Annotated in this window: 20 protein-coding genes; 9 read left to right on the top strand and 11 right to left on the bottom strand. The window is 61.1% G+C overall.

Features of this window, described 5'->3' with window-relative positions; translation table 11 throughout:
* Nucleotides 1–106: 106 nt before the first annotated feature.
* Together BM346_RS10425 and BM346_RS10420 are read left to right on the top strand one after the other, a co-directional pair.
* Nucleotides 107–667, top strand: coding sequence for an LOG family protein (locus BM346_RS10425; protein ID WP_092013596.1), 561 nt, complete (start codon nt 107–109; stop codon nt 665–667).
* Between the two features lie 104 nt (nt 668–771).
* Entirely contained in the window at nt 772–1,716 is a 945-nt protein-coding gene (locus BM346_RS10420) for a glutathione S-transferase family protein (protein ID WP_092011858.1), read from the top strand.
* Nucleotides 1,717–1,811: 95 nt separating this feature from the next.
* On the opposite strand, the gene BM346_RS10415 is transcribed toward BM346_RS10420, so the two are convergent.
* The gene (locus BM346_RS10415) at nt 1,812–2,348 is read right to left on the bottom strand and encodes a fasciclin domain-containing protein (protein WP_206675667.1); all 537 of its coding nucleotides are present in this window, start codon (nt 2,346–2,348) and stop codon (nt 1,812–1,814) included.
* 255 nt (nt 2,349–2,603) lie between these two features.
* Here BM346_RS10415 and BM346_RS10410 point away from each other — a divergent pair, with 255 nt between their 5' ends.
* Nucleotides 2,604–3,398, top strand: coding sequence for an SDR family NAD(P)-dependent oxidoreductase (locus BM346_RS10410; RefSeq protein WP_092011855.1), 795 nt, complete (start codon nt 2,604–2,606; stop codon nt 3,396–3,398).
* Nucleotides 3,399–3,449: 51 nt separating this feature from the next.
* On the opposite strand, the gene BM346_RS10405 is transcribed toward BM346_RS10410, so the two are convergent.
* Nucleotides 3,450–3,854 (bottom strand): NINE protein, encoded by a 405-nt coding sequence (locus tag BM346_RS10405; protein ID WP_092011852.1) that lies wholly within the window; start codon nt 3,852–3,854, stop codon nt 3,450–3,452.
* A 140-nt stretch (nt 3,855–3,994) separates the two neighbouring features.
* Here BM346_RS10405 and BM346_RS10400 point away from each other — a divergent pair, with 140 nt between their 5' ends.
* From BM346_RS10400 to BM346_RS10380, 5 genes are all read left to right on the top strand, one after another.
* Nucleotides 3,995–6,205 (top strand): intermembrane phospholipid transport protein YdbH family protein, encoded by a 2,211-nt coding sequence (locus BM346_RS10400; protein ID WP_092011849.1) that lies wholly within the window; start codon nt 3,995–3,997, stop codon nt 6,203–6,205.
* Nucleotides 6,206–6,267: 62 nt separating this feature from the next.
* Nucleotides 6,268–6,468 (top strand): YnbE family lipoprotein, encoded by a 201-nt coding sequence (locus BM346_RS10395; RefSeq protein WP_092013590.1) that lies wholly within the window; start codon nt 6,268–6,270, stop codon nt 6,466–6,468.
* Between the two features lie 31 nt (nt 6,469–6,499).
* On the top strand, nt 6,500–6,844 hold the full coding sequence (locus tag BM346_RS10390; protein WP_092011846.1) for a YdbL family probable chaperone protein: 345 nt from the start codon (nt 6,500–6,502) through the stop codon (nt 6,842–6,844).
* A gap of 107 nt (nt 6,845–6,951) precedes the next feature.
* Complete coding sequence (locus BM346_RS10385) at nt 6,952–7,482, top strand: Mpo1 family 2-hydroxy fatty acid dioxygenase (RefSeq protein ID WP_092011843.1); 531 nt, start codon at nt 6,952–6,954, stop codon at nt 7,480–7,482.
* 71 nt (nt 7,483–7,553) lie between these two features.
* Nucleotides 7,554–8,789 carry an MFS transporter gene (locus BM346_RS10380; RefSeq protein ID WP_167812600.1) on the top strand — a complete coding sequence of 412 codons (1,236 nt, stop codon included), beginning with the start codon at nt 7,554–7,556 and terminating at the stop codon, nt 8,787–8,789.
* A gap of 53 nt (nt 8,790–8,842) precedes the next feature.
* On the opposite strand, the gene BM346_RS10375 is transcribed toward BM346_RS10380, so the two are convergent.
* The gene (locus BM346_RS10375) at nt 8,843–9,985 is read right to left on the bottom strand and encodes a sensor domain-containing diguanylate cyclase (RefSeq protein WP_092011837.1); all 1,143 of its coding nucleotides are present in this window, start codon (nt 9,983–9,985) and stop codon (nt 8,843–8,845) included.
* Between the two features lie 303 nt (nt 9,986–10,288).
* On the opposite strand from BM346_RS10375, the gene BM346_RS10370 reads away from it, so the two are divergent.
* Nucleotides 10,289–10,588: a hypothetical protein gene (locus BM346_RS10370; RefSeq protein ID WP_092011834.1), complete on the top strand. Its 300-nt coding sequence runs from the start codon at nt 10,289–10,291 to the stop codon at nt 10,586–10,588.
* 49 nt (nt 10,589–10,637) lie between these two features.
* Here the strand turns inward: BM346_RS10370 and BM346_RS10365 are convergent, their stop codons facing one another.
* The 8 genes from BM346_RS10365 to BM346_RS10330 all read right to left on the bottom strand — a co-directional run bounded on the left by BM346_RS10365 (nt 10,638) and on the right by BM346_RS10330 (nt 18,931).
* Nucleotides 10,638–11,672, bottom strand: coding sequence for a cyclase family protein (locus BM346_RS10365; RefSeq protein ID WP_092011831.1), 1,035 nt, complete (start codon nt 11,670–11,672; stop codon nt 10,638–10,640).
* A gap of 126 nt (nt 11,673–11,798) precedes the next feature.
* Nucleotides 11,799–12,929, bottom strand: a complete 1,131-nt coding sequence (locus tag BM346_RS10360) for a zinc-dependent alcohol dehydrogenase family protein (protein WP_092011828.1) — start codon at nt 12,927–12,929, stop codon at nt 11,799–11,801.
* A gap of 26 nt (nt 12,930–12,955) precedes the next feature.
* Nucleotides 12,956–13,642 (bottom strand): ATP-binding cassette domain-containing protein, encoded by a 687-nt coding sequence (locus BM346_RS10355; protein WP_092011825.1) that lies wholly within the window; start codon nt 13,640–13,642, stop codon nt 12,956–12,958.
* Nucleotide 13,643: 1 nt separating this feature from the next.
* Nucleotides 13,644–14,420, bottom strand: a complete 777-nt coding sequence (locus tag BM346_RS10350; protein WP_092011822.1) for an ABC transporter ATP-binding protein — start codon at nt 14,418–14,420, stop codon at nt 13,644–13,646.
* Nucleotides 14,417–15,361: a branched-chain amino acid ABC transporter permease gene (locus BM346_RS10345; RefSeq protein WP_092011819.1), complete on the bottom strand. Its 945-nt coding sequence runs from the start codon at nt 15,359–15,361 to the stop codon at nt 14,417–14,419. Before BM346_RS10345 ends, BM346_RS10350 begins: the two co-directional genes overlap by 4 nt.
* Complete coding sequence (locus tag BM346_RS10340; protein ID WP_092011817.1) at nt 15,361–16,260, bottom strand: branched-chain amino acid ABC transporter permease; 900 nt, start codon at nt 16,258–16,260, stop codon at nt 15,361–15,363. The genes BM346_RS10345 and BM346_RS10340 overlap by 1 nt, the downstream gene beginning before the upstream one ends.
* Before the next feature lie 68 nt (nt 16,261–16,328).
* Nucleotides 16,329–17,648 carry an ABC transporter substrate-binding protein gene (locus BM346_RS10335; protein WP_092011814.1) on the bottom strand — a complete coding sequence of 440 codons (1,320 nt, stop codon included), beginning with the start codon at nt 17,646–17,648 and terminating at the stop codon, nt 16,329–16,331.
* Nucleotides 17,645–18,931, bottom strand: coding sequence for an ABC transporter substrate-binding protein (locus BM346_RS10330; protein ID WP_206675668.1), 1,287 nt, complete (start codon nt 18,929–18,931; stop codon nt 17,645–17,647). Before BM346_RS10330 ends, BM346_RS10335 begins: the two co-directional genes overlap by 4 nt.
* Nucleotides 18,932–18,991: the final 60 nt, after the last annotated feature.

Here is an 18,991-nt window from a genome sequence, read left to right as displayed (position 1 = left end):
TTGTGCCGTCAACGCCACCATGGCACCATTTGTAACCGGCTTTCCTGATTGAGCAGACAGGGAGCCGATGCCCGCTTTCACCCCGATGCCGCCGGAGGCCAGCCTGATGAAACTCGCCGTGTTTTGTGGTTCCAGTAGCGGAAACGATGAACGTTATCAGAAGTGCGCCACTGAGTTCGGTACCTTTCTGGCCAATGAGGGTATTGATCTGGTGTTCGGTGGTGGCAAGGTGGGACTGATGGGAGCGGTGGCCGATGCCGTGCTGACCGGTGGCGGTCAGGTTTTTGGCGTTATTCCTGCCTCCCTGCAGGAGCGGGAGCTTGCCCACCATGGACTCACCGAACTGGAAGTCGTCTCCGGCATGCACGAGCGCAAAGCCCGGATGGCGGAGCTGGCGGACGGGTTCGTGGCACTGCCCGGTGGCCCGGGCACCATGGACGAACTCTTCGAGGCCTGGACCTGGGGTCAGCTGGGTTACCACAATAAGCCCTGCGCTCTGTACAACGCCTTTGGTTACTACGACCACCTGCTGGCCCTGGTAAACCATATGGCGGAATCCGGTTTCCTGAAAACCCACCACCACAGAATGTTGATTGTGGAAGATCGGGCCGAAGCGCTTGTTGAAGCCATCCGGGCCTACGAGCCTCCCGCCCGCAAGTGGTCCTGACGAAGCTCCCCGGAAGGGTCCGGAGGTTCGGGAGTACTGGCTGTCGGGCCGGTAAACGTCTAAGGTGGTTGCATTACGCAACCTGATAAGAAAAAGGAACCCCTATGAGCGACATTATCCTGCACCACTACGCCGGCTCCCCTTTCGCCGAAAAAGCCCGCATGATGCTGGGCTTCAAGGGCCTCACCTGGCGGTCCGTGTCCATTCCTCCGGTCATGCCCAAGCCTGATCTCACCGCCCTCACAGGGGGGTACCGCAAGACACCGGTGATGCAGATTGGTGCCGATATCTACTGCGACACAGCCATCATGGCCCGTCTTCTGGACCGGATACAGCCGGTTCCGGCGCTCTACCCGGAAGGCAAGGAAGCGCTTGCGGCCAGTGCGGCCCACTTCGCGGACGAGGTGATGTTCCGCCACGGTGTTGCCATGAATTTCCAGCCCCATGGCGTGGCTGAGCGTTTCAAGGGGGCCCCGGAAGATGTCATGAAGGCTTTCCTGGCGGACCGGAAGAAGCTGTTTGAGGGTGGCTCCGCCGCGCCGCTCCATCCGGCCCAGGCCAAATCCCAGTGGCCGGCCCTGCTGGGGCGGCTGGAGCAACAGCTGGCGGAAAGCGGCAGCTTCCTCATGGGTGAGGAACCCTGCATCGTCGACTTCTCCTACTATCATCCCCTGTGGTTCGTCGCCAGTAACAAGGCGGTGGCCAACGAGCTGGATCCCTATCCCCAGGTGCTGGCGTGGCTTGAAGCCGTGGCGGCCTGTGGTCACGGCGAACATTCGGAACTGCCGTCCCCCGAGGCAGTCGAGATCGCCCGTGACAGCACACCGGAGCCGGTGGGTTCAGGCGACTTTGACTTCGTGGACCCCAATGGCTTCGAGATCGGCAACCAGGTGACGGTGGCGGCTGTGGACTACGGTGTTGACCCGGTGGCGGGTACGCTGGTTTACCATGACGCCGAAGAAATTGTCGTCAGCCGCGAAGATGACCGGGCCGGCCTCGTGCACGTGCATTTTCCACGGTACGGCTTCCGTCTTGCTGCCGCAGGCTGATACCGACAATTATCTGAAAAAAAACCCCGTCGCCTTCAGGGCAGCGGGGTTGAGAAGTCCGTCTGATACGGACGCGTCGCGGTGGTTCCGTTGATTCAGGGAAGCAGTACGCCGTCGATCACATGTACCACGCCATTACTGGCTTCAATATCGGTCATGGTGACTGTCACCCGGTTGCCCTGGGCGTCTTCCAGAGTAACCGCGCCGCCCTCGGTACGGGCGACGATCTCGCCATTCATGGTGGTTACTTCGTACATTGTCTCGCCGGTCTCGATGAGGCCCAGAAGTTTGTCAGCGGACACCTTACCCTCAACGACATGGTAGGTCAGAATGCCCTGGAGCTTATCCTGGTTTTCCGGCATGAGCAGGGTTTTCAGCGTGCCTTCGGGTAATGCGGCGAAGGCCGCGTCAGTTGGGGCAAAGACTGTGAACGGCCCCTTGCCTGCCAGCGTATCGGCCAGGCCGGCTTCCACCACGGCGGTTTCCAGGGTGGTGTGCTGGTCTGAATTCACCACGATATCGGTGATGGTCGGTCCGTCTTTCATCCCATCGCCCTTGTGATGGTCTGCCTGGGCGGTGACGGAAAAGCCAACGGTTGCAATCAATGCGATAGCAAGATTTTTGATACTCATGTCTGACTCCTTCAGTTGGTGCAATGAGATACATTTTGAGTGACTTGCGGTTCATTCGGATCGGCATCGATGCTGGCTATTTTTACGCCAGGCGAATTTGCCTGGATGTGTAGGATTGCGAAGTTTTAATGAAGGGCTCCGGTGGCCCATGAAAACCGGTTACCCGGGGCAGACCTGACAGGCGCCGGATTGGTATACCCTGAAGGCACGGACAACAGGTCTCTGCCAAATTCATACACTGACAGGAGCAAGCCCATGCACATTTCTCTTGAAGGGCGTAACGCCATCATCACCGGTTCAACCAAGGGCATTGGCCTGGCGGCGGCGAAAGGGCTCGCGGCAGCCGGGGGCAGTGTGGTCGTCAATGGCCGTACCCAGGAGGCCGTGGATGAAGCGGTCATGGCGGTCAGGAAGATGGCCCCTGACGCGGGTATTCGTGGTGTCGCCGCGGACCTTGGCACCGCTGAAGGATGCCAGGCGCTGGTGGACGCCATCCCGGAATGCGACATCCTGGTGAACAATGTGGGCATCTTCGGCCCGGAGGATTTTTTCGATGTACCGGACAGCGAATGGCAGCGTTTCTTCGACATCAATGTGATGTCCGGTGTGCGTCTGTCCCGGGCCTACCTGCCGGGTATGGAAAAGCGGAACTGGGGACGGGTGGTGTTCCTGTCTTCGGAGTCCGGCCTCAACATTCCGACTGAGATGATTCATTACGGTTTTACCAAGACCGCTGTGCTCAGCGTTGCCCGTGGGCTGGCCAAGCGGATGTCGGCCACCGGGGTTACGGTCAACTCGGTGCTTCCGGGGCCCACTCTCAGTGACGGGGTCGGTGCCATGTTGAAGGAATCCGCGGAGAAACGGGGTGTGTCCATGGAGCAGGTGGGGCAGGAGTTTGTGAGAAAGATGCGCCCAAGCTCCATTATCCAGCGCATTGCTTCGGTGGAAGAGGTCGCCAACATGATTGTCTACGCCTGTTCCGAACAGGCATCTGCCACCACCGGCGCGGCCCTGCGGGTGGAAGGGGGTATCGTCGACTCCATTGCCTGAGTGGACCAGGCCCCGGCGTCCATTACGCCAGGGGCCTGGTCGATAAGGTGACTACAGCCTTTCGTTATTCTTGATCGTCACCTGCTCGTTCAGGGTCCAGAAGTCGTAAAGTACCCCGAGGAAGAACAGGCCGCCGGTGAACAGGTAGATGATGCCGGTAATCCACTTGCCCATGTACATCCGGTGAAGTCCGAAGATTCCCAGGAAGGTCAGCAGGAGCCAGCTCACGCTGTAGTTGACCGGTCCTTCCTGATAGCGCATGTCCGCCTCCCGGTCCATGCCGGGAATCAGGAACAGGTCAATAATCCAGCCGATGAAAAACAGGCCCAGGGTGAAGAACCAGATGGTGCCGGTCACCGGCTTGCCATAGTAGAAACGGTGGGCCCCCAGGAAACCGAATATCCAGAGCAGGTAGCCCATAACCACACTGTGGGTATTACCGTTTTGAACGCTCATTCGCACTCCTTATGCCATCGTACGGGCGGGGGCTCCCGCCACCTATACACGTCTATTGGTCATACTAAAGCATTTTCAAGACGATACAGCCACCGCTATGCTTGTTTGCCAAGGCTATCTCACTTGTCACGGAGGTTGACTTGAAAGTCCGACGCTCGCTCTGGGTTCTGCTGGTTCTTCTGCTGGCGCTGGTTCTTCTTCTCTGGGTCAGTTGGGTACTGGTGAGCAACCGGCTGTCGGAGCTGGGCATCGAAAAGATCGAGGCCAGCGGCCTTGAGGTGGGGTGGGATCATGTGGGCTTCCGTGACCTTGCCTTCACCTGGTCGGGCGCGGGTCGGACGATGCGCGTCGAGAGTACCGGCCCATCGGTGCATCTGGACTGGGGAGACTGGCAGGTTGCCCGCCTGTCGACCCGTCAGGCCACGGTCACTGATGTCAGTCTCGGGAATGAAGACGGCGCCCCGTCATCCTCCGACGGAGCTCCCGCCGTCAGGCTGACCCTGCCGGAAAACATCCCTTTCTGGCTACCGCGGACGCTGACGGTGAATCATCTGATGGCATCCTTTCCCTGCGGGGCCGGCCAGTGTCGGCTGGAAGGAGAGCTGGCGTTCGATCGTGGCGGAAGCGAGGCAACCCTGAAGGTGGACGCAACCCTGAACCGGGAAGCGGTTGAGCCGCTGGAAATCCGCGGAGATCTCCGTCTGGGCGCCGGCGGTTCGGCGAAAGATATTACCGGCGGCGAGTTCCGGATGGATGGCCTGAAACCCTGGCTCAGGGATCTTTTCCCTTCAATGGATCAGACACTGATGCCCGTCTCCGCGCGGCTTGAGCTGTCACCCTCCGGCCTTACGGAAGAGTCCCCCGATCACTGGTCAGGGAATGTCTCCGTCGAAACGGAAGGCGGCGCCGGCCTTGGCTTCGACGGGCAGTTGACTCTGAACACGGAGTCACCCTGGGCGCTTCGGATCCGGGAGGGTCTCCTGACTGGCAGATTGAGCAGCCTGCAACACTCGGGCTGGCTGTTCGACGACATCAGGGCGCATCTGCCCCTTGCCGGCAGTGTATCCGCGGCCAGGACCCGACTGACCCTCGGTCAGGGTGCGGAGCTTACCGTCCGGTATGCGGATCTGATGGAAACCGACCGGTTGGTCTGGCTGGACGGACTGTCGCTCTCAGGGGCAGGGCTGGAACTCACCTTCGAGAATGGGCCTGCCGCCACAGGCCCGCTGGAGCTGTCAGTCCGGGAGGCAACCCTACCTGGCCTGATTCCCCAGCCATGGCAGGCAAACGGCCAGGTCCGGTTACAGGGGCAGGCCATCGCCATGACCGGTCTGACCCTGTCCAGTGAGGCGGGGACGATCATTACTTCGGAACTGGACTACCACTCCCGGCAGGGCCTGGATGCACGCTTTTCCATGAAACTCGAGGAAGCCAACCAGGCAAACTATCTGGCCGGGACTCTCGAGGCCTGGCCGAAGACGCTGACATTCTCAGGCGGCCATGCCGACCTGACAGCGGGAATCCGGTGGCTGCCTGATGAAGGTTCGGAGATGGAGGGAACGCTGGTGCTGGCGGCTGCGTCAGGCCTTTACGACCGGATGGCGTGGGAAGAACTGGAGGGGAGTGTCTCTGGTCGCTGGGGAAGGGAGCAGGTGTCATTGAACGCAGACGAGCTGGCACTGGAAACTCTCAACCCCGGGGTGGCTATCGGCCCGGTTCAGCTGGGATTTCAGTACGAGGCCGATACGGAGGCTCCGATGGCGGGACAGTTACATCTGGATAAGGCTACAGCGGGCTTCGCCGGAGGTATGGTAAAAATAGATGAAAACCGTTGGTCGCTGGCAAAGGAGCTTTGGCGGGTACCGCTGATCGTGGAAGGTATCGAGCTGTCGGCGCTGATGAACCTCTACCCCGCCGAGGGACTGTCGGGGGACGGCATCCTGCAGGGGCGCCTGCCGGTATTGATCAGCGCCAACGGTATCCGTATTGAAGGTGGCGAGATCTCGGCTCTGGCGCCGGGTGGGACGCTGCAGCTGCCTGCGGACCGACTCCGCGGCCTGGGGCAGGGCAATGCGGCCATGGACCTGGTGGCCAGGGCCATGGAGGATTTTCACTACCGGGTCCTGGACAGCAGTATCAACTATGCTGAGGATGGCGCCCTGACACTGGACCTGCACCTGGAGGGCTCAAGCCCGCAGATCGAAAGCGAACGGCCGGTGGTACTGAATATCAACCTGGAGGAAAACATTCCGGCCCTGCTGACCAGCCTGCAGCTGAGTGGCCGGGTGAACGACGCGGTCACCGAACGGGTCCGCAGGATGCTGGAGCAGGGTGATGTCAGTGTACAATGAGCAGACTGGGTGAATTCATGGCCCATCGGCAGGGTGGAAAAGCCCCGGACAATGAGGTGATTATGAGGATATCGCAAACCGGTGCAGGTCTGATGATCGGTTGCCTGGCCGGCCTGTTGCTGGCCGCCTGCACGCCAACCGTGCAGATGGCGGCACCCAAGGAGCCCATAACGGTAAACCTGAACGTCAAGATCCAGCATGAGATCTACGTGAAGGTGGACCGCGAGGTCGAGGAACTCTTCACTGACCAGGGCCTGTTCTGAGCCTGACCGTCACGGTTTCAAGGAGCTGCAAATGACATTGATAAAGCGCGCCACAATGCTTCTGCTCATGCTGTGCCTGAGTCTCCCGGCCCTGGCCATGGAGCTTGAGGAAGCCAAGAGTCGTCTGGATACCGTAAAGACCGAGGGCCTGGTGGGTGAAAAACCCGATGGTTATCTGGGCGTGGTGTCCCCTGGCGGCGATGCGGCCGAGATCGTGAAGACGATCAACGATGCCCGCCGTCAGGAATACCAGCGGATCGCCGAGAAGCATGATATTCCCGTCGCCAAGGTGGAGGCCGTGGCCGGCAAGAAGGCCCTGGAGAAAACACCGGCCGGGCAGTATATCCAGGTGGACGGCAATTGGGTTCGGAAGTAGCATTTACTCCCGTAGGCAGCTATCTTTAACAGATCCGGCGGTTTCCACAGCCGCCGCTCTGGTGTTCCGTGCATTGCCGGAACACGAGCGACTAGGGGATAACTACAATGAAAACAATAACAGACCAGCTGGCCAACTACGCCAGCTATCATCGTGATCGTCGAAACATCGTCACCCACTTCATCGGTATTCCGATGATCGTGGTGGCCATCGCCATACTTCTGGCCCGCCCTTCCTTCGAGATCGCCGGTATCACCATGGCACCGATCTGGTTGCTTGCCATTGCCAGCGTGGCTTATTACCTGGTGCTCGACCTCCGTTTCGGGGTTGTCATGGGCGTGCTGATGGCTCTCGCCGTGTGGGCGGGAATGACCGTTGCCGCCATGTCCACCGGGGCCTGGCTGGGATGGGGTATCGGCCTGTTCGTGATTGGCTGGATCGCCCAATTCATCGGCCACTTCTACGAGGGCCGCAAACCCGCCTTTGTCGATGATCTGGTGGGCCTGCTGATCGGTCCGCTGTTTGTGGTTGCCGAAGCCGCGTTCGGGGTGGGACTGTGCAAGTCATTGCAGCGGGAAATCGACCGCCGCGTGGGTCCGGTCCATGGCGGGCACAAGGGCTCTCCGGTCAGTCATTAGCCACCGCAGAATCAGCTTGCCCCGCCGCTTATTGTCGGGGCGTTCCCCCCTCTTTGCCGATGGAAGTTCCGATGTCTCCCAGTCAAGAACGGCCAAACATGCTGATCATGGTGGTCTGCGGCCTGTTTACCAGTCTTGTGGTAATTGCCTTTGCCCGGATGGCCTACGGTCTGCTTTTGCCTCCCATGCGGGCGGACCTTGGCCTGAGTTACCAGCAGGCGGGCATCCTGGGCACGATCACCGCCCTGGGCTACCTGAGCTTCGTATTGGCGGGCGGTATTGCCGCTGCCCGCTGGGGAGCCCGCCTGACCGTCGTCTTTGGCCTGGTGTGTGTTGCCATTGGCTTCGCGGGTCTGAGCCTGGCCTCCCATTTCTATATGCTGCTTGCCCTGATGGCCCTGCTGGGCTTTGGTACAGCTTTCAGCTTTGCGCCAATGGTCTCATTGCTGGCGACCTGGTATCCGGAAAAGCGGGGCCTGGTCATCGGGTTGATGACCAGCGGCGTTGGCCTCGGCATGCTGCTGGCCGGTGCGCTGGTGCCATGGATGACCGAGCTGTTTGGTGATGACGGCTGGCGGGTCAGCTGGGGCATTTTCTGTAGTGCGGCCCTTGTGGTCGCGTTACTGGTGACCGTATTCGCCAAGGATCCGCCAAGGCTGGCCACCGCGACCGGGCAGTCCCCGCCCTCCGCCGACAAATGGCTGATCTACCGCAATCCGCGGGTAATTACCGTGGCCTCCGTCTACGGCATCATCGGGGTCACTTACATCGTGCAGGCGATTTTTATTGTCAGCTTCATGGTGGAGTCAGGGCACCCCGAGACCACCGCCGGGGCTTTCATGGCGATGCTCGGGCTATTGTCCATAGCTGCCGGCCCCCTGTGGGGATGGCTGTCGGATTTCTGGGGGCGTGGCAATGCCCTGACCGCTTCCCTGGCCCTGGTGACCTTGGCCATGGGGCTGCCCCTGCTGGACCAGTCACTGCCGGTGTTCTTCCTGCATTTCCTGGTGATGGGTCTGTCGGTCAATGGCATGTTTGCCCTGATCCAGGCCAGTGCCACCGATCAGGTGGCCCCCAGGTATATTCCCATTGCCTTCAGTTTCGTGACCGTGTTTTTCGCCACCGGTCAGCTGATCGGCCCCGCTGTGGCGGGTTGGCTGATCGAGTGGAGTGGTGATTTCCGGGTGGCGTTCGGCTTCACATTCGCCGTGCTGGTAGTTGGTGTCTGGCTCACGCTCATGATCCGCCGATTTCCCCGGGAGGTGGCCGTGGATCAGCCGCCGGCAAGATCCCTCGATGCGGACTGAACATGCCGGACCGGTCGTGTCCCGGACGGAACACTAGTGTCCCGGCCGAGACACTAGGCCCCTTCCGGGGCTGCCGCCGGGTCCAAGGTGCCGAAGATGACCCGGTTGCGGCCTTCGTTCTTGGCACGGTAGAGCGCCTTGTCCGCCTCGCGAATCAGTTCATCGGGGCTCATGGGTTCAATCCAGCACGCAACCCCCACCGATAGGGTGGCGGTTATCGCTCCCGCCTCGGTGATGACCGGGGTATTGGCAAATAACTGACGGTATTCCTCCGCCCTCTCCATAGCGGGCTCCCGGCCCGTTCCCGGCAACACCACCAGGAACTCCTCACCCCCAAAGCGGCAGACGATATCGCTGGCCCGTGACATGGACCCAAGCAGGGTTGCCAGCTGGGTAATTACAGCATCGCCGCTGGCATGGCCATGTTCGTCGTTTATGGCCTTGAAATGGTCGATGTCGATTAGGAGCAGGCCGACCGGCTCCTGCTGGCGTCGACAGCGGTCAATCTCCCGCTGCAGACTGTCATCAAGGTAGCGCCGGTTGTAGAGGCCGGTGAGAGGGTCCCGGTTTGCCTGCTCATGCAGTCTCTCCTGGAGAAGCCGGTTTTCCTCGATCTGCTGTTTCAGCTGGGACTCGATCCGTCGCTGCCGCTCCCGGGCTTCGTGGAGTACCAGGTTGCGGCTGTAGGAAACGTATCCCACCAGCAGCAGGTACATCGAAATGGAACTCACCGCCATTACCGTAGTAAGCCAATGGGTGGCGGGCTCGAACCTCATGCCCGTGAACGCCGCTCCCGCCACGATGCCCGCTGTGAGACCGCCGAATGCCTGGGCCAGTCCCCTGGGTCCCCGGAAGACCATGAGGTTCATGGAGGTGCTGATGGCCAGCATGAATCCGATCCACAAGGGAAAGCCCAGTCCGCTGATCCAGAGACCGAAGATCACCGAGTCGATAATCAGGTTATCGAACTCGGCGTTCATGGTGTCCCGGGACTCTCTTGCACGGAGGTAGGCGAGCTGGGGCCACACGAGGAAGCTTACAAGCAGGATGGGAAGAAGCCAGGGCGAGAGCTGCTGAAGCCAGATGTGACTGGCCAGGGTCACGAAGATGGCCGCGAAGGAGAGGCTGCGGTTGCGTCGGTTCATCGTCACCACCCAGTGGGGCTGGCTGTGGCGAGGGGCGTGTTTGAATGACATGTCAGTTTTGTCGATAGGAGGCCAGAAACGATTGGCTCAGTATAAGCCAGCCCTCTGAACTCTGGATGAATTGTGATCGAAAAAATATCGTTTGTTTGATTAATGTCAGGGCTTCTGACCGTTTCCCCCGGCGAGATCGGTAAAAAGAACCAAATATCGCGGTACGAACCGGTTTTGAGCCGGATCATGCCAAGGCTTTATTTTTCTGGATTCGTCCCAATACCATAACCATGAATGGTCCACATGGCCGCCGGTTACCTTCGGCGGTCCTGGTCCCTGACATTCCCAGATCCAGGAGACGCCATGAAATATTCTCTTCCCGCCGCCATTGCCGCCATGCTTCTGGTGACCTCATCGGCCTGGGCCGCTTCGCCCGAAGGCCAGGCCATACGTCCCATGGGGGGCAACCAGCCGGACCTGTCACCGAGAGAGCAGGCAGACCAGGCTAAAGAGGATCCGGCCCCGATGGACCGGGAAACCCTCAAGGAAGGTCACCGCCCGGGCGTCCGGGACATTTCTCCGGACGATGAACAGAACAGTCTCGACGAATACGACAACCCTGACGCCGCAGGGGACGACGCTGATGAGGATGGTCAGGAATAAGACACGCCTGATACATGGCCCCGGAGGGATGCCGGGGCCATGAACCTGGCTACTTGATGGCCACGGGGTTAACCGGGGAACCGGTGCCCTGTTCCACTTTCAGCGGGGCGGCCACCAGCATGAAGCTGTACTGGCCGTCCTCGGCGCTGTCTGCAGCCAGGTCATCCAGCCACCAGATTTCCGACAGCACCACACCCATATCCCGCATCAGCGCACCGTGAAGCGGAATAATGTAGGTTTCCCCGTCGATTTGCTGGACCACCTTCTCCACCGCAATGTTGTCGGTGGCAATCATGGGCGTTTCCATGCGATCCAGCCAGCTCAGCAATTCCTTGCTGTAGCACAGCCCCGGTTCGTTCATGGCGTTCCATTGCTCGTCCGGCTCCTCTTCCCAGAACCGGGCGATGGAACCGGTGCGGATGACCAGGATATCCCGTTTATTGATGGTGGTGCCCTGGGCCTCGGCGGTTGCCTCGAGATCCTTCAGGTGAATGCAGGTCTCGGTGGGCAGACGATGCAGGTCGTCACTGCCCATGTGCCGGCCGACATCCAGCAGCACGGCGCGGCCGACGATACCCTTCTTCCCGATTTCTCCCACGTCGGCATGGGTGTGACCATGCACCGAGGTGGCCTCGCTCTTGCCGCCGTAAACCTTGTCGCCGTACCAGGCATGGGCCAGGCCATCCACGTGGGTGGTCCCCTGCAGGTACATGAAGGCCACATCGTCGGAGTACTTGATGCCCCCGGGAGCAGGCTCGGCCTTGCCCGCCATGTAGACACCCGCGTCAGTGGCCATGAAATGCTGGGTGGGTACCCGACCCGGGAATACCGGCCCGGAACCGGAGGTCATGGGGATCTGAAGGGTAAAGGTCTTGCCGCTGGTGATGGCCCCGGCGCCATTTTTTGCCTCGGCTTCGCCCAGGTAGTTGAGGGCGCCCACCTGGTCGTCTTCGCCCCACTTGCCCCAGTTGGTGGGTGCATCGCCCTGGAGGATCTCCATGGGTGACTGGGCCGTGGCTCCGGCGGACAGTCCTGTCAGTAGCGCCCCGGCGCACAGGGCCAGGGTGGATGGTTTGAGTGGCATCGTAATTCTCCTTGTCGCGTTCTTGTTGTGGTTCTGGTGTCTACCAACAGGGGCGAGTGCGCCCCCGGCGTGGTACTGCAAGGAAGAAAGAGGGTCGTGCTAAGTGTAGCTTTGTTCTACAAATTGTCAGTCAAACAGGATTACCTGCCGTACCGCCTTACCGGCGGCCAGCTTCTCGAACCCCTCGTTGATCTCATCCAGGGTCAGGGTATCGCTCAGCAGTCTGTCCACCGGCAGCTTGCCCTGGCGGAACAGGGTGACGTAACGGGCCACATCCCGAACCGGCACGCAGCTTCCCACATAGCTGCCCTTCAGAATCCGCTCTTCCGCCACCAGGCTGACCTGCTGAATGGCCACCTTCTTCTCGGGGTGGGCGAGCCCCCCGGTGACGGTGGTGCCGCCGCGGCGGGTGATCTGATAGGCGAATTCCAGGGCCTTCTCGGAGCCCGCCATTTCGATGGCGCAGTCAACGCCGCCGTTCATCAGTTCCTTGATTTTCGCAACACAGTCCGCTTCTCCGGAATTGAAAGCGTGAGTAGCCCCCAGCTCTTTTGCCAGGGTCAGCTTGCTGTCGTCCAGGTCGATGGCAATCACCTCACCGGCACCGGCCACCAGGGCCCCCAGCACGCTGTTAAGACCGACACCGCCGAGGCCGATGACCGCCACCGACTGCCCGGCCCTGATATCGGCAGAGTTGATGGCGGCGCCAACGCCGGTGAGCACCGCGCAGCCAAACAGAGCGGCGTGGTGCAGTGGCAAGTCCGGGTCCACCTTGACCAGGGAGTCCCGGGAAACAACCGCGTGATCGGCGAAGGCGGAAACCCCCAGGTGGTGATTGATGGTGGTGCCATCGGCCCGGTGCAGGCGATGGTCGCCACTGACCAGGGTGCCGGCATTGTTGGTTTTGGCCGCAGGCTCACACAGGGCCGGCCGGCCCTCGGCGCAGGGGGCGCAATGGCCACAACTGGGCACGAATACCGCAACCACGTGGTCGCCTTCCCTGAGGTCGCGGACCCCATTGCCCACAGCCTTAACGATACCGGCGGCCTCATGGCCCAGAGCCATGGGCACCGGCCGCGGCCGGTTGCCGTCAATCACCGAGAGGTCGGAGTGGCACAGGCCCGCGGCCTTGATCTGCACCAGCACCTCGTTGTCACCGGGCGGATCCAGCTCCAGCTCCTCGATGACCAGTGGTCTGGTTTTGTCATAGGGGCGCTCGGCACCGATGGCCTGGAGTACGGCAGCACGTATTTTCATGGTTGTTCTCCTTGTTTGCGATCGGATCAGTCATCAGCAACAGCTGATGATTCTGAACGATCCCTGCGCCCTTGTGAAACCGAGCCCCGCTCGATGCGCCAGTTGGTGTCCACCAGACCGGCGGAATGGGCGTCGTCGGACTCGGCAATCAGCACGGTGAGACCCTCCCCTCTGAGATCCGCGATTACGGATGAAAGCCGCTGTGCCAGAACCGGGGCGACACCCTCGAAGGGCTCATCCAGCAGGATCAGCTCCCGGCCGGGAATCAGGGCCCGGCCCAGGGCCACCAGTTTCTGCTGGCCACCGGACAGCTGCAGCGCCTTGCGTTCGCCGAAATCGGCGATCTCCGGCATCAGCGAGTAGACCCACTTGAGCCGCTGCTCACCGTCCGCAATGCGGTTGGCCCAGGCGGGCATCAGCATGTTTTCGGTGACCGTCAGCTCGGGTATCAGCCTCCGGTCTTCCGGCATATAGCTGATGGCCATGTTCCCCCGTCGGTGCGCCGGCAGGCGGGTGAGGTCCTGGCCCTTGAAGATGATGGATCCCCGGGTGGCGGGCAGCAGGCCCATGATGGCACGGATCAGGGTGGTCTTGCCGGCGCCGTTGTGGCCGATCAGACCGGCCATCTGGCCACCCGGAATGTTCAGGTTGACGTTCCGGAGGATGCCGATGCCCTCGATGGAGACGTCGAGATTGGAAATTTCCAGGCTCATATCAGGCGTCTCCTTCGGTTTCAGGTTGCTTCTTGCGCTTTCCGGTCACCAGTTCCTGGACCTGCTTGTCCGCAAGCACCTCGTCCACGGGCCCGTCCTTGATCACTACGCCACTGGCGAAGGCCAGTACCCGGGTAACGTAGCGCTGGACGATCTCCATATCGTGCTCCACGAACAACACTGTCAGCCCCCGTCGTTTGACGGCCTCCATCACGGTATCCATCAGGGTGTATTTCTCCTCCATGCTGACTCCGCTGGTGGGCTCATCCAGCAACAGCATTTTAGGATTGCCCAGCATGGCGATGGCGATGTCCAGCAGCTTGCGGGCGCCCTGGGGCATGGCGGTCACCATCTCGTCCCGGTACTGGCTGATGTTCATCTGTTCGAGGATATTGTCCGCCGCCGCAAGACGCCTGGGTGTGCGCACCGGGCGCAGCATCTGGAACTGGTTGTGTTCGGCGGACGCCAGAGCAATGGCGAGGTTGTCGATCACTGGCAGCTCCAGAAAAAGCTGCGGTATCTGGAACGACCGGGTCAGCCCTTTGCGCATCAGCTTGCGGGGCCCCAGCCCCTTGATAGGCGCGCCTCCAAAGGCGATGGTCCCACTGGATGGCGGCAGGTAGCCGGTCACCATGTTGATGAAGGTGGTCTTGCCGGCCCCGTTGGAGCCGATGACACCCACGATTTCCCCTTCGGTAATGGTGATATTGATGTCTTCAGCCGCTGTCACCGCTCCAAAATAACGGGACAGCCCCTCGGTTTTCAGAATCTCCGTCATGAGGCGGTCCTTCTCTTGCGGGTAAACAGGCTCCAGATACCCTTGGGCAGGAACAGGATGATCAGCAGGAGCACAATGCCCAGGATCATCTGCCAGGCGTTGGGCGCCAGTTCAACGGCGTAGGTGCGCACGAGGGTGAAGATCAGCGCTGCGATAAAGGGCGCCGCAACGTGGCCGGTGCCTCCCAGGATGGCGATAAACACGAACTCACCGGATATGGTCCAGTAAGCCATGGTGGGGTCCACATGGCCGGCGGTCAGGGCGGTCATGGACCCGCCAACGGAGCCGATGGCCGCGGCAATGACGTAGTTGATGTACAGCACCTGTTGGCGCGATATGCCCATGTACTCCACACGCACTTCGTTTTCCCGGATCGCTTCGCAGGCGAGACCCAGGCTGGACTTGAAATAACGATTGAGAAACAGGGCGATTGCCAGTGCTATCACAAGTGCCAGCAGCAATGCCGCACGGGTGCCGCTTTCGCCGGTGCCGGGCTGGTATCCCAGAATGGACCAGTCCACAACACCGAAGCCGTCGGTGCTGCCGAGGTCATGGCTTTTCACCAGTACCCCGTAGAGAATCATCGAAAAGGCCAGGGACAGCATGGCGAAGAATATTTCACGATAGCGGGTGACCAGGAGCCCCAGCACCATGGATATGGCAACGGTAACCCCGACCCCAAGCCCAACCAGCATGAGGGCGTCGGTAATTCCGAGGAACCGCCCACCGAGGCCCACGGCGTAACCACCGAGGCAGTAGAAGAGTCCCTGGCCAAAAGACACCAGTCCTGCCCGCATCAGCATCACCACGCCCATCACTACCAGGGCGGTGGAAATCGCGAGGGTCAGGGTAAATACCAGCCAGTTGGGGCTGAACTGGGCAAGAATCGCGACGGCGACAGCGACGCCGATCAGTGACAGTTCGGTTCTTTCCAGCTTCATCAGATTTTCCTCGCAATCGCCTGACCGAATAGCCCATGGGGCCGGAATACCAGTACCGCCGCCATCACCGCGTAGATAATGAACAGCTCCAGTTCGGGCATGGTGTGTATGGAGGTAGCCCGGGCCAGGCCCACGATGATCGCGCCGATGGCAGCACCGAGGATGCTGCCCAGGCCGCCGGTCACCACCACGGCAAAGGCCAGCACGATGACTTCGATGCCGATGCCCGGTACCACTGAAATGATGGGCGCGGTGACACCACCGGCAATGGCACCAAGGGTAGCGCCGATCATAAAGGTGATGGTGAACATACGTCGCACGTTGACGCCCATGGCCTCCGAGACTTCCCGGTCGTGGATGATGGAGCGAAGGATCTTGCCGATCCGGGTGCGTTCAAGCCAGAACCAGAGCCCCACGCCAATCACGATGGACACCCCCACCACCATGAGGTCGTATTGGGATACGGTGAGCACATCAATATTGATCCGGCCCATGGCCGCATAGGGCTGGTAGGCGAAGTAGGGCGTGGTGCCCCAGACCAGCTTCATCACGTCCTCAAGAATCAGCAGGACAGCAAAGGTGATGATCAGCATGAGAATTTCGTCCCGGCCGTACATCAGCCGGAGCAGTCCCCGCTCGATGGCCAGGCCGGTGACTGCACCAATCAACACCGCGGACACGGCGATGATGGCAAAGGCCATCCAGAGCTGCTCCCCGCCGCCGGCGTAGTACCAGCCCAGCGCCGAGGCGGCGGCATAGGCTCCCAGGGCATAAAGGCTGCCGTGGGCCATGTTCAGAATTCGCATGACGCCGTAAATGACGGTAAGCCCCGCGGCCACAAGGAACAGCCAGGAGGCGTAGATAAACCCGTCGATCAGTATCGCCCAGACCGTTAACATCGATTGTTTCTCCTGTTACTGACGGTTCCGCCGCCATAGGGCGGCGGAACAATCAACCAGTGAATGAATCAGTCGCACTTGGCTCCCGGGAAGCCAGCCTTGATCCATTCCTGCGGGTTCTGGCCGTCCGGTGCGGACACGCACTCACCCGGATAGGAGCGAATATTGCGCAGTTCGGCCTTGCCATCCACGAAGTGGTATTCACCGTAGAGCATGGGTTGCATGGCCTGGTGACCACCCGCCAGGGCCATGTCCACAGTACCGCTGACGGATTCGAACTTCGCGCCCTTGAGAGCGGCAGCCAGCTGCTCCGGTGTCGGGACGCCCTCGGCACCGGAATTGTCGGCGGCGAACTTCAGCGCCAGGATAGCCTGGGCGGCTTTGGAGGCAGGGTAGCTTGGCGGTGTGCCATGCTCGGCCTCATAGGCCTTGGTAAACCAGGTGCTCAGGTCATTCTCGGGCATGAAGCCGCCAAAGGGCCCACGACCACCCAGGATGGTTCCGTTGGGCGCCTGGCCATCGAAGCGGTGCAGACCGGATTCACCCGTGGTCAGGAGGGCCGTCGCCTGGCCGAGAAGACCACGGGCATTGGCCTGGGCCACGAAGGATTCCATGTCACCACCCCACATGGAGGAGTGAATGATGTCGGGACGGCGGGTCTGCAGCGCCGATATTTCGGTGCCGTAACTGCCCTGGAAAATCTGAGGCGTCTGGTTGTTGACGATTTCCGCCTCAGGCATCAGCTGTTCAATGGAGAGGGTGAAATCCTCCCAGGAATCCTGGCCCCAGGCGTAGTTCTGCTGGATGCCGGCGATTCGTTTGGCTTCGGGACGGGTTTCCGCCAGGTAGTGGGCCGCCCCGACATTGTCGGCAACCGCATCAAGACCGGTGCGGAAGAGATACTCGGGGTTCTCGATCTCCTGGAACAGGCGAGGTGTTCCGCAGTCGAACGCGATGGTGAACATCTTCATTTCTTCCGCTACCGGTCCCACGGCAAGACAGTCACCGGAAGAGATGTAGCCGATCACGGCGTCGACGTTCTGACGCTGCACCAGGTTGCGGTACTCCTCCACCTGCTTGGTGGGGCCGCCGGCCTCGTCGATCACCACGGTTTCCAGTTGCAGGCCGTTCACGCCCTTGCTGTTGTAGGGTGCCGGCAGGGTTCCCTCATTGATGGCTTTGACGACAATATCCGCGCCCTGGGCCGCGGGTACGCCGAAGGGCCCCGAGGCACCCCCTGAGAGGAAGGTGACAAAACCCACCTTGAAGGTGTCCTGGGCGTTGGCGGAAGCCACCATTCCCATCATGCCGGCGGAGGCCAGGGCCACCGATGTGGCGGTACCCAGCAGGGTTTTCTGCCAGATGCTGCGTTGTTGAGTCGTGTTCATTGCGTGCTCCTTGATTGTTGTTGTGCCCGGTTCGGATGCTGCGTTGGGTTTGTGGGTTTACCGCGTCGCTCCTGGATCAGAGCGGATGACGGTTTGAGGGATTCGGCGTCGTAGACCCGCCAGTCGCCCAGCAGGACCCGGGCCGGCGGAAAGCGGTCGTCCGCCCGGGGGATGCCAATGGCCTGGGCCTGAACAATCTGGTGGGTCTCGGGATCGATATAGGAAACAAAACCGTCCGGATCCTTCGGCAGCCGGATGCGAAGGCCTTCCAGGGCCGAGATCATGGCCCGGGTGTCGGTCACCGAGCCGGCCAGGGTGATGGCCTCGGCGATTGCGAGAATGCCGGCGTAGGCACCCTGGGCGGAATAGCTGGGATAGCGTCCCGATAACCGGTGGAAACGTTCTACGAACTGTCGGTTCAGCTCCGTGTCTGGCCAGTTGACGTGGTGACGGGCGGACAGGATGAGCCCGGCGGGGGATTTGTCTCCGAGCGCCACCAGGGTCTCGTAGTCGCCTCCGGTGTCGAAATTCGCCACCCGCATGCGCTCGAACAGGTGAGTGGTGCGGGCCTGTTCCAGGAAGGCCGTGAAATCGCCGCCCCACAGGGCCACCACCAGAATGTCCGGAGGTGATTCCAGCAGTGACTGGATATACAGCGAGTAATCGGGCTCGTAGAGGCGCGGCCAGTAGGTCCCTGTCTGCTGGTAGCTGACACCGTTCTGATCCAGTGCCTGCTGCAGGTCCCGCCATGCTACCCGGCCATACTCGTAGTCGGGCCCCAGGAAGGCCAGTTTCCGCCAGCCATTGCTGGCCTGGAGATCCTTCAGGTAGCGGGCGCCGGCCGCGTGGGAGGTCCAGGTGTCGCTGGACACCCGGAAATAGTAATCGTGGCCTTCTTCAAGGGCAGCGCGGGAGGATGCGTGATCGGTACCTACGAGGATCACCTGCTTCTCCCTCGCCAGGCGGCTCACCGCCATGCCAACCCCTGAGCTGACCATGCCACAGAGAACGTTGGCGTCGTCCTGGTGGAGAAAGTCCTCGGCCATGCGAACCGCGAACGATGCCTTGGAGCGGGAATCATCGACAATCACCCGCAACCGGGGCGCGAGCGGGTCGGAGGCCAACTCTTCAAGGGCCAGGCGTATGCCCGCGATGCTGTCGCGGCCGTAACTGGCGGAGCGACCGGTCATGGGGTACATGCAGGCTACGGTGGCGTCCGCGTCTTCCGCCGCGGCGCCCAGTTCGACCCGTCCAACGGGGGGCTTCTCCGGGAGTGCCGACACCAGCGAAACACTGAAAACGCAAAATGCCGTTGCCGCGGCCTGTCGCCACCACCGGCCGAA

Source organism: Marinobacter daqiaonensis (assembly GCF_900115285.1).
In the GTDB taxonomy this organism is placed as follows: domain Bacteria; phylum Pseudomonadota; class Gammaproteobacteria; order Pseudomonadales; family Oleiphilaceae; genus Marinobacter; species Marinobacter daqiaonensis.
The sequence above is the reverse complement of the archived record's forward strand: the minus strand, read 5'-3'. Positions and strand labels throughout refer to the sequence as shown.

What these genes read in the sequence shown, in the direction of transcription:
- BM346_RS10395 (WP_092013590.1), top strand. Translation starts at nt 6,268, where the DNA reads ATGAGGATATCGCAAACCGGTGCAGGTCTGATGATCGGTTGCCTGGCC.
- BM346_RS10425 (WP_092013596.1), top strand. Translation starts at nt 107, where the DNA reads ATGAAACTCGCCGTGTTTTGTGGTTCCAGTAGCGGAAACGATGAACGT.
- BM346_RS10355 (WP_092011825.1), bottom strand. Translation starts at nt 13,642, where the DNA reads ATGAGCCTGGAAATTTCCAATCTCGACGTCTCCATCGAGGGCATCGGC.
- BM346_RS10335 (WP_092011814.1), bottom strand. Translation starts at nt 17,648, where the DNA reads ATGAACACGACTCAACAACGCAGCATCTGGCAGAAAACCCTGCTGGGT.
- BM346_RS10410 (WP_092011855.1), top strand. Translation starts at nt 2,604, where the DNA reads ATGCACATTTCTCTTGAAGGGCGTAACGCCATCATCACCGGTTCAACC.
- BM346_RS10360 (WP_092011828.1), bottom strand. Translation starts at nt 12,929, where the DNA reads ATGAAAATACGTGCTGCCGTACTCCAGGCCATCGGTGCCGAGCGCCCC.
- BM346_RS10350 (WP_092011822.1), bottom strand. Translation starts at nt 14,420, where the DNA reads ATGACGGAGATTCTGAAAACCGAGGGGCTGTCCCGTTATTTTGGAGCG.
- BM346_RS10390 (WP_092011846.1), top strand. Translation starts at nt 6,500, where the DNA reads ATGACATTGATAAAGCGCGCCACAATGCTTCTGCTCATGCTGTGCCTG.
- BM346_RS10385 (WP_092011843.1), top strand. Translation starts at nt 6,952, where the DNA reads ATGAAAACAATAACAGACCAGCTGGCCAACTACGCCAGCTATCATCGT.
- BM346_RS10375 (WP_092011837.1), bottom strand. Translation starts at nt 9,985, where the DNA reads ATGTCATTCAAACACGCCCCTCGCCACAGCCAGCCCCACTGGGTGGTG.
- BM346_RS10345 (WP_092011819.1), bottom strand. Translation starts at nt 15,361, where the DNA reads ATGAAGCTGGAAAGAACCGAACTGTCACTGATCGGCGTCGCTGTCGCC.
- BM346_RS10380 (WP_167812600.1), top strand. Translation starts at nt 7,554, where the DNA reads ATGTCTCCCAGTCAAGAACGGCCAAACATGCTGATCATGGTGGTCTGC.
- BM346_RS10365 (WP_092011831.1), bottom strand. Translation starts at nt 11,672, where the DNA reads ATGCCACTCAAACCATCCACCCTGGCCCTGTGCGCCGGGGCGCTACTG.
- BM346_RS10405 (WP_092011852.1), bottom strand. Translation starts at nt 3,854, where the DNA reads ATGAGCGTTCAAAACGGTAATACCCACAGTGTGGTTATGGGCTACCTG.
- BM346_RS10370 (WP_092011834.1), top strand. Translation starts at nt 10,289, where the DNA reads ATGAAATATTCTCTTCCCGCCGCCATTGCCGCCATGCTTCTGGTGACC.
- BM346_RS10415 (WP_206675667.1), bottom strand. Translation starts at nt 2,348, where the DNA reads ATGAGTATCAAAAATCTTGCTATCGCATTGATTGCAACCGTTGGCTTT.
- BM346_RS10420 (WP_092011858.1), top strand. Translation starts at nt 772, where the DNA reads ATGAGCGACATTATCCTGCACCACTACGCCGGCTCCCCTTTCGCCGAA.
- BM346_RS10340 (WP_092011817.1), bottom strand. Translation starts at nt 16,260, where the DNA reads ATGTTAACGGTCTGGGCGATACTGATCGACGGGTTTATCTACGCCTCC.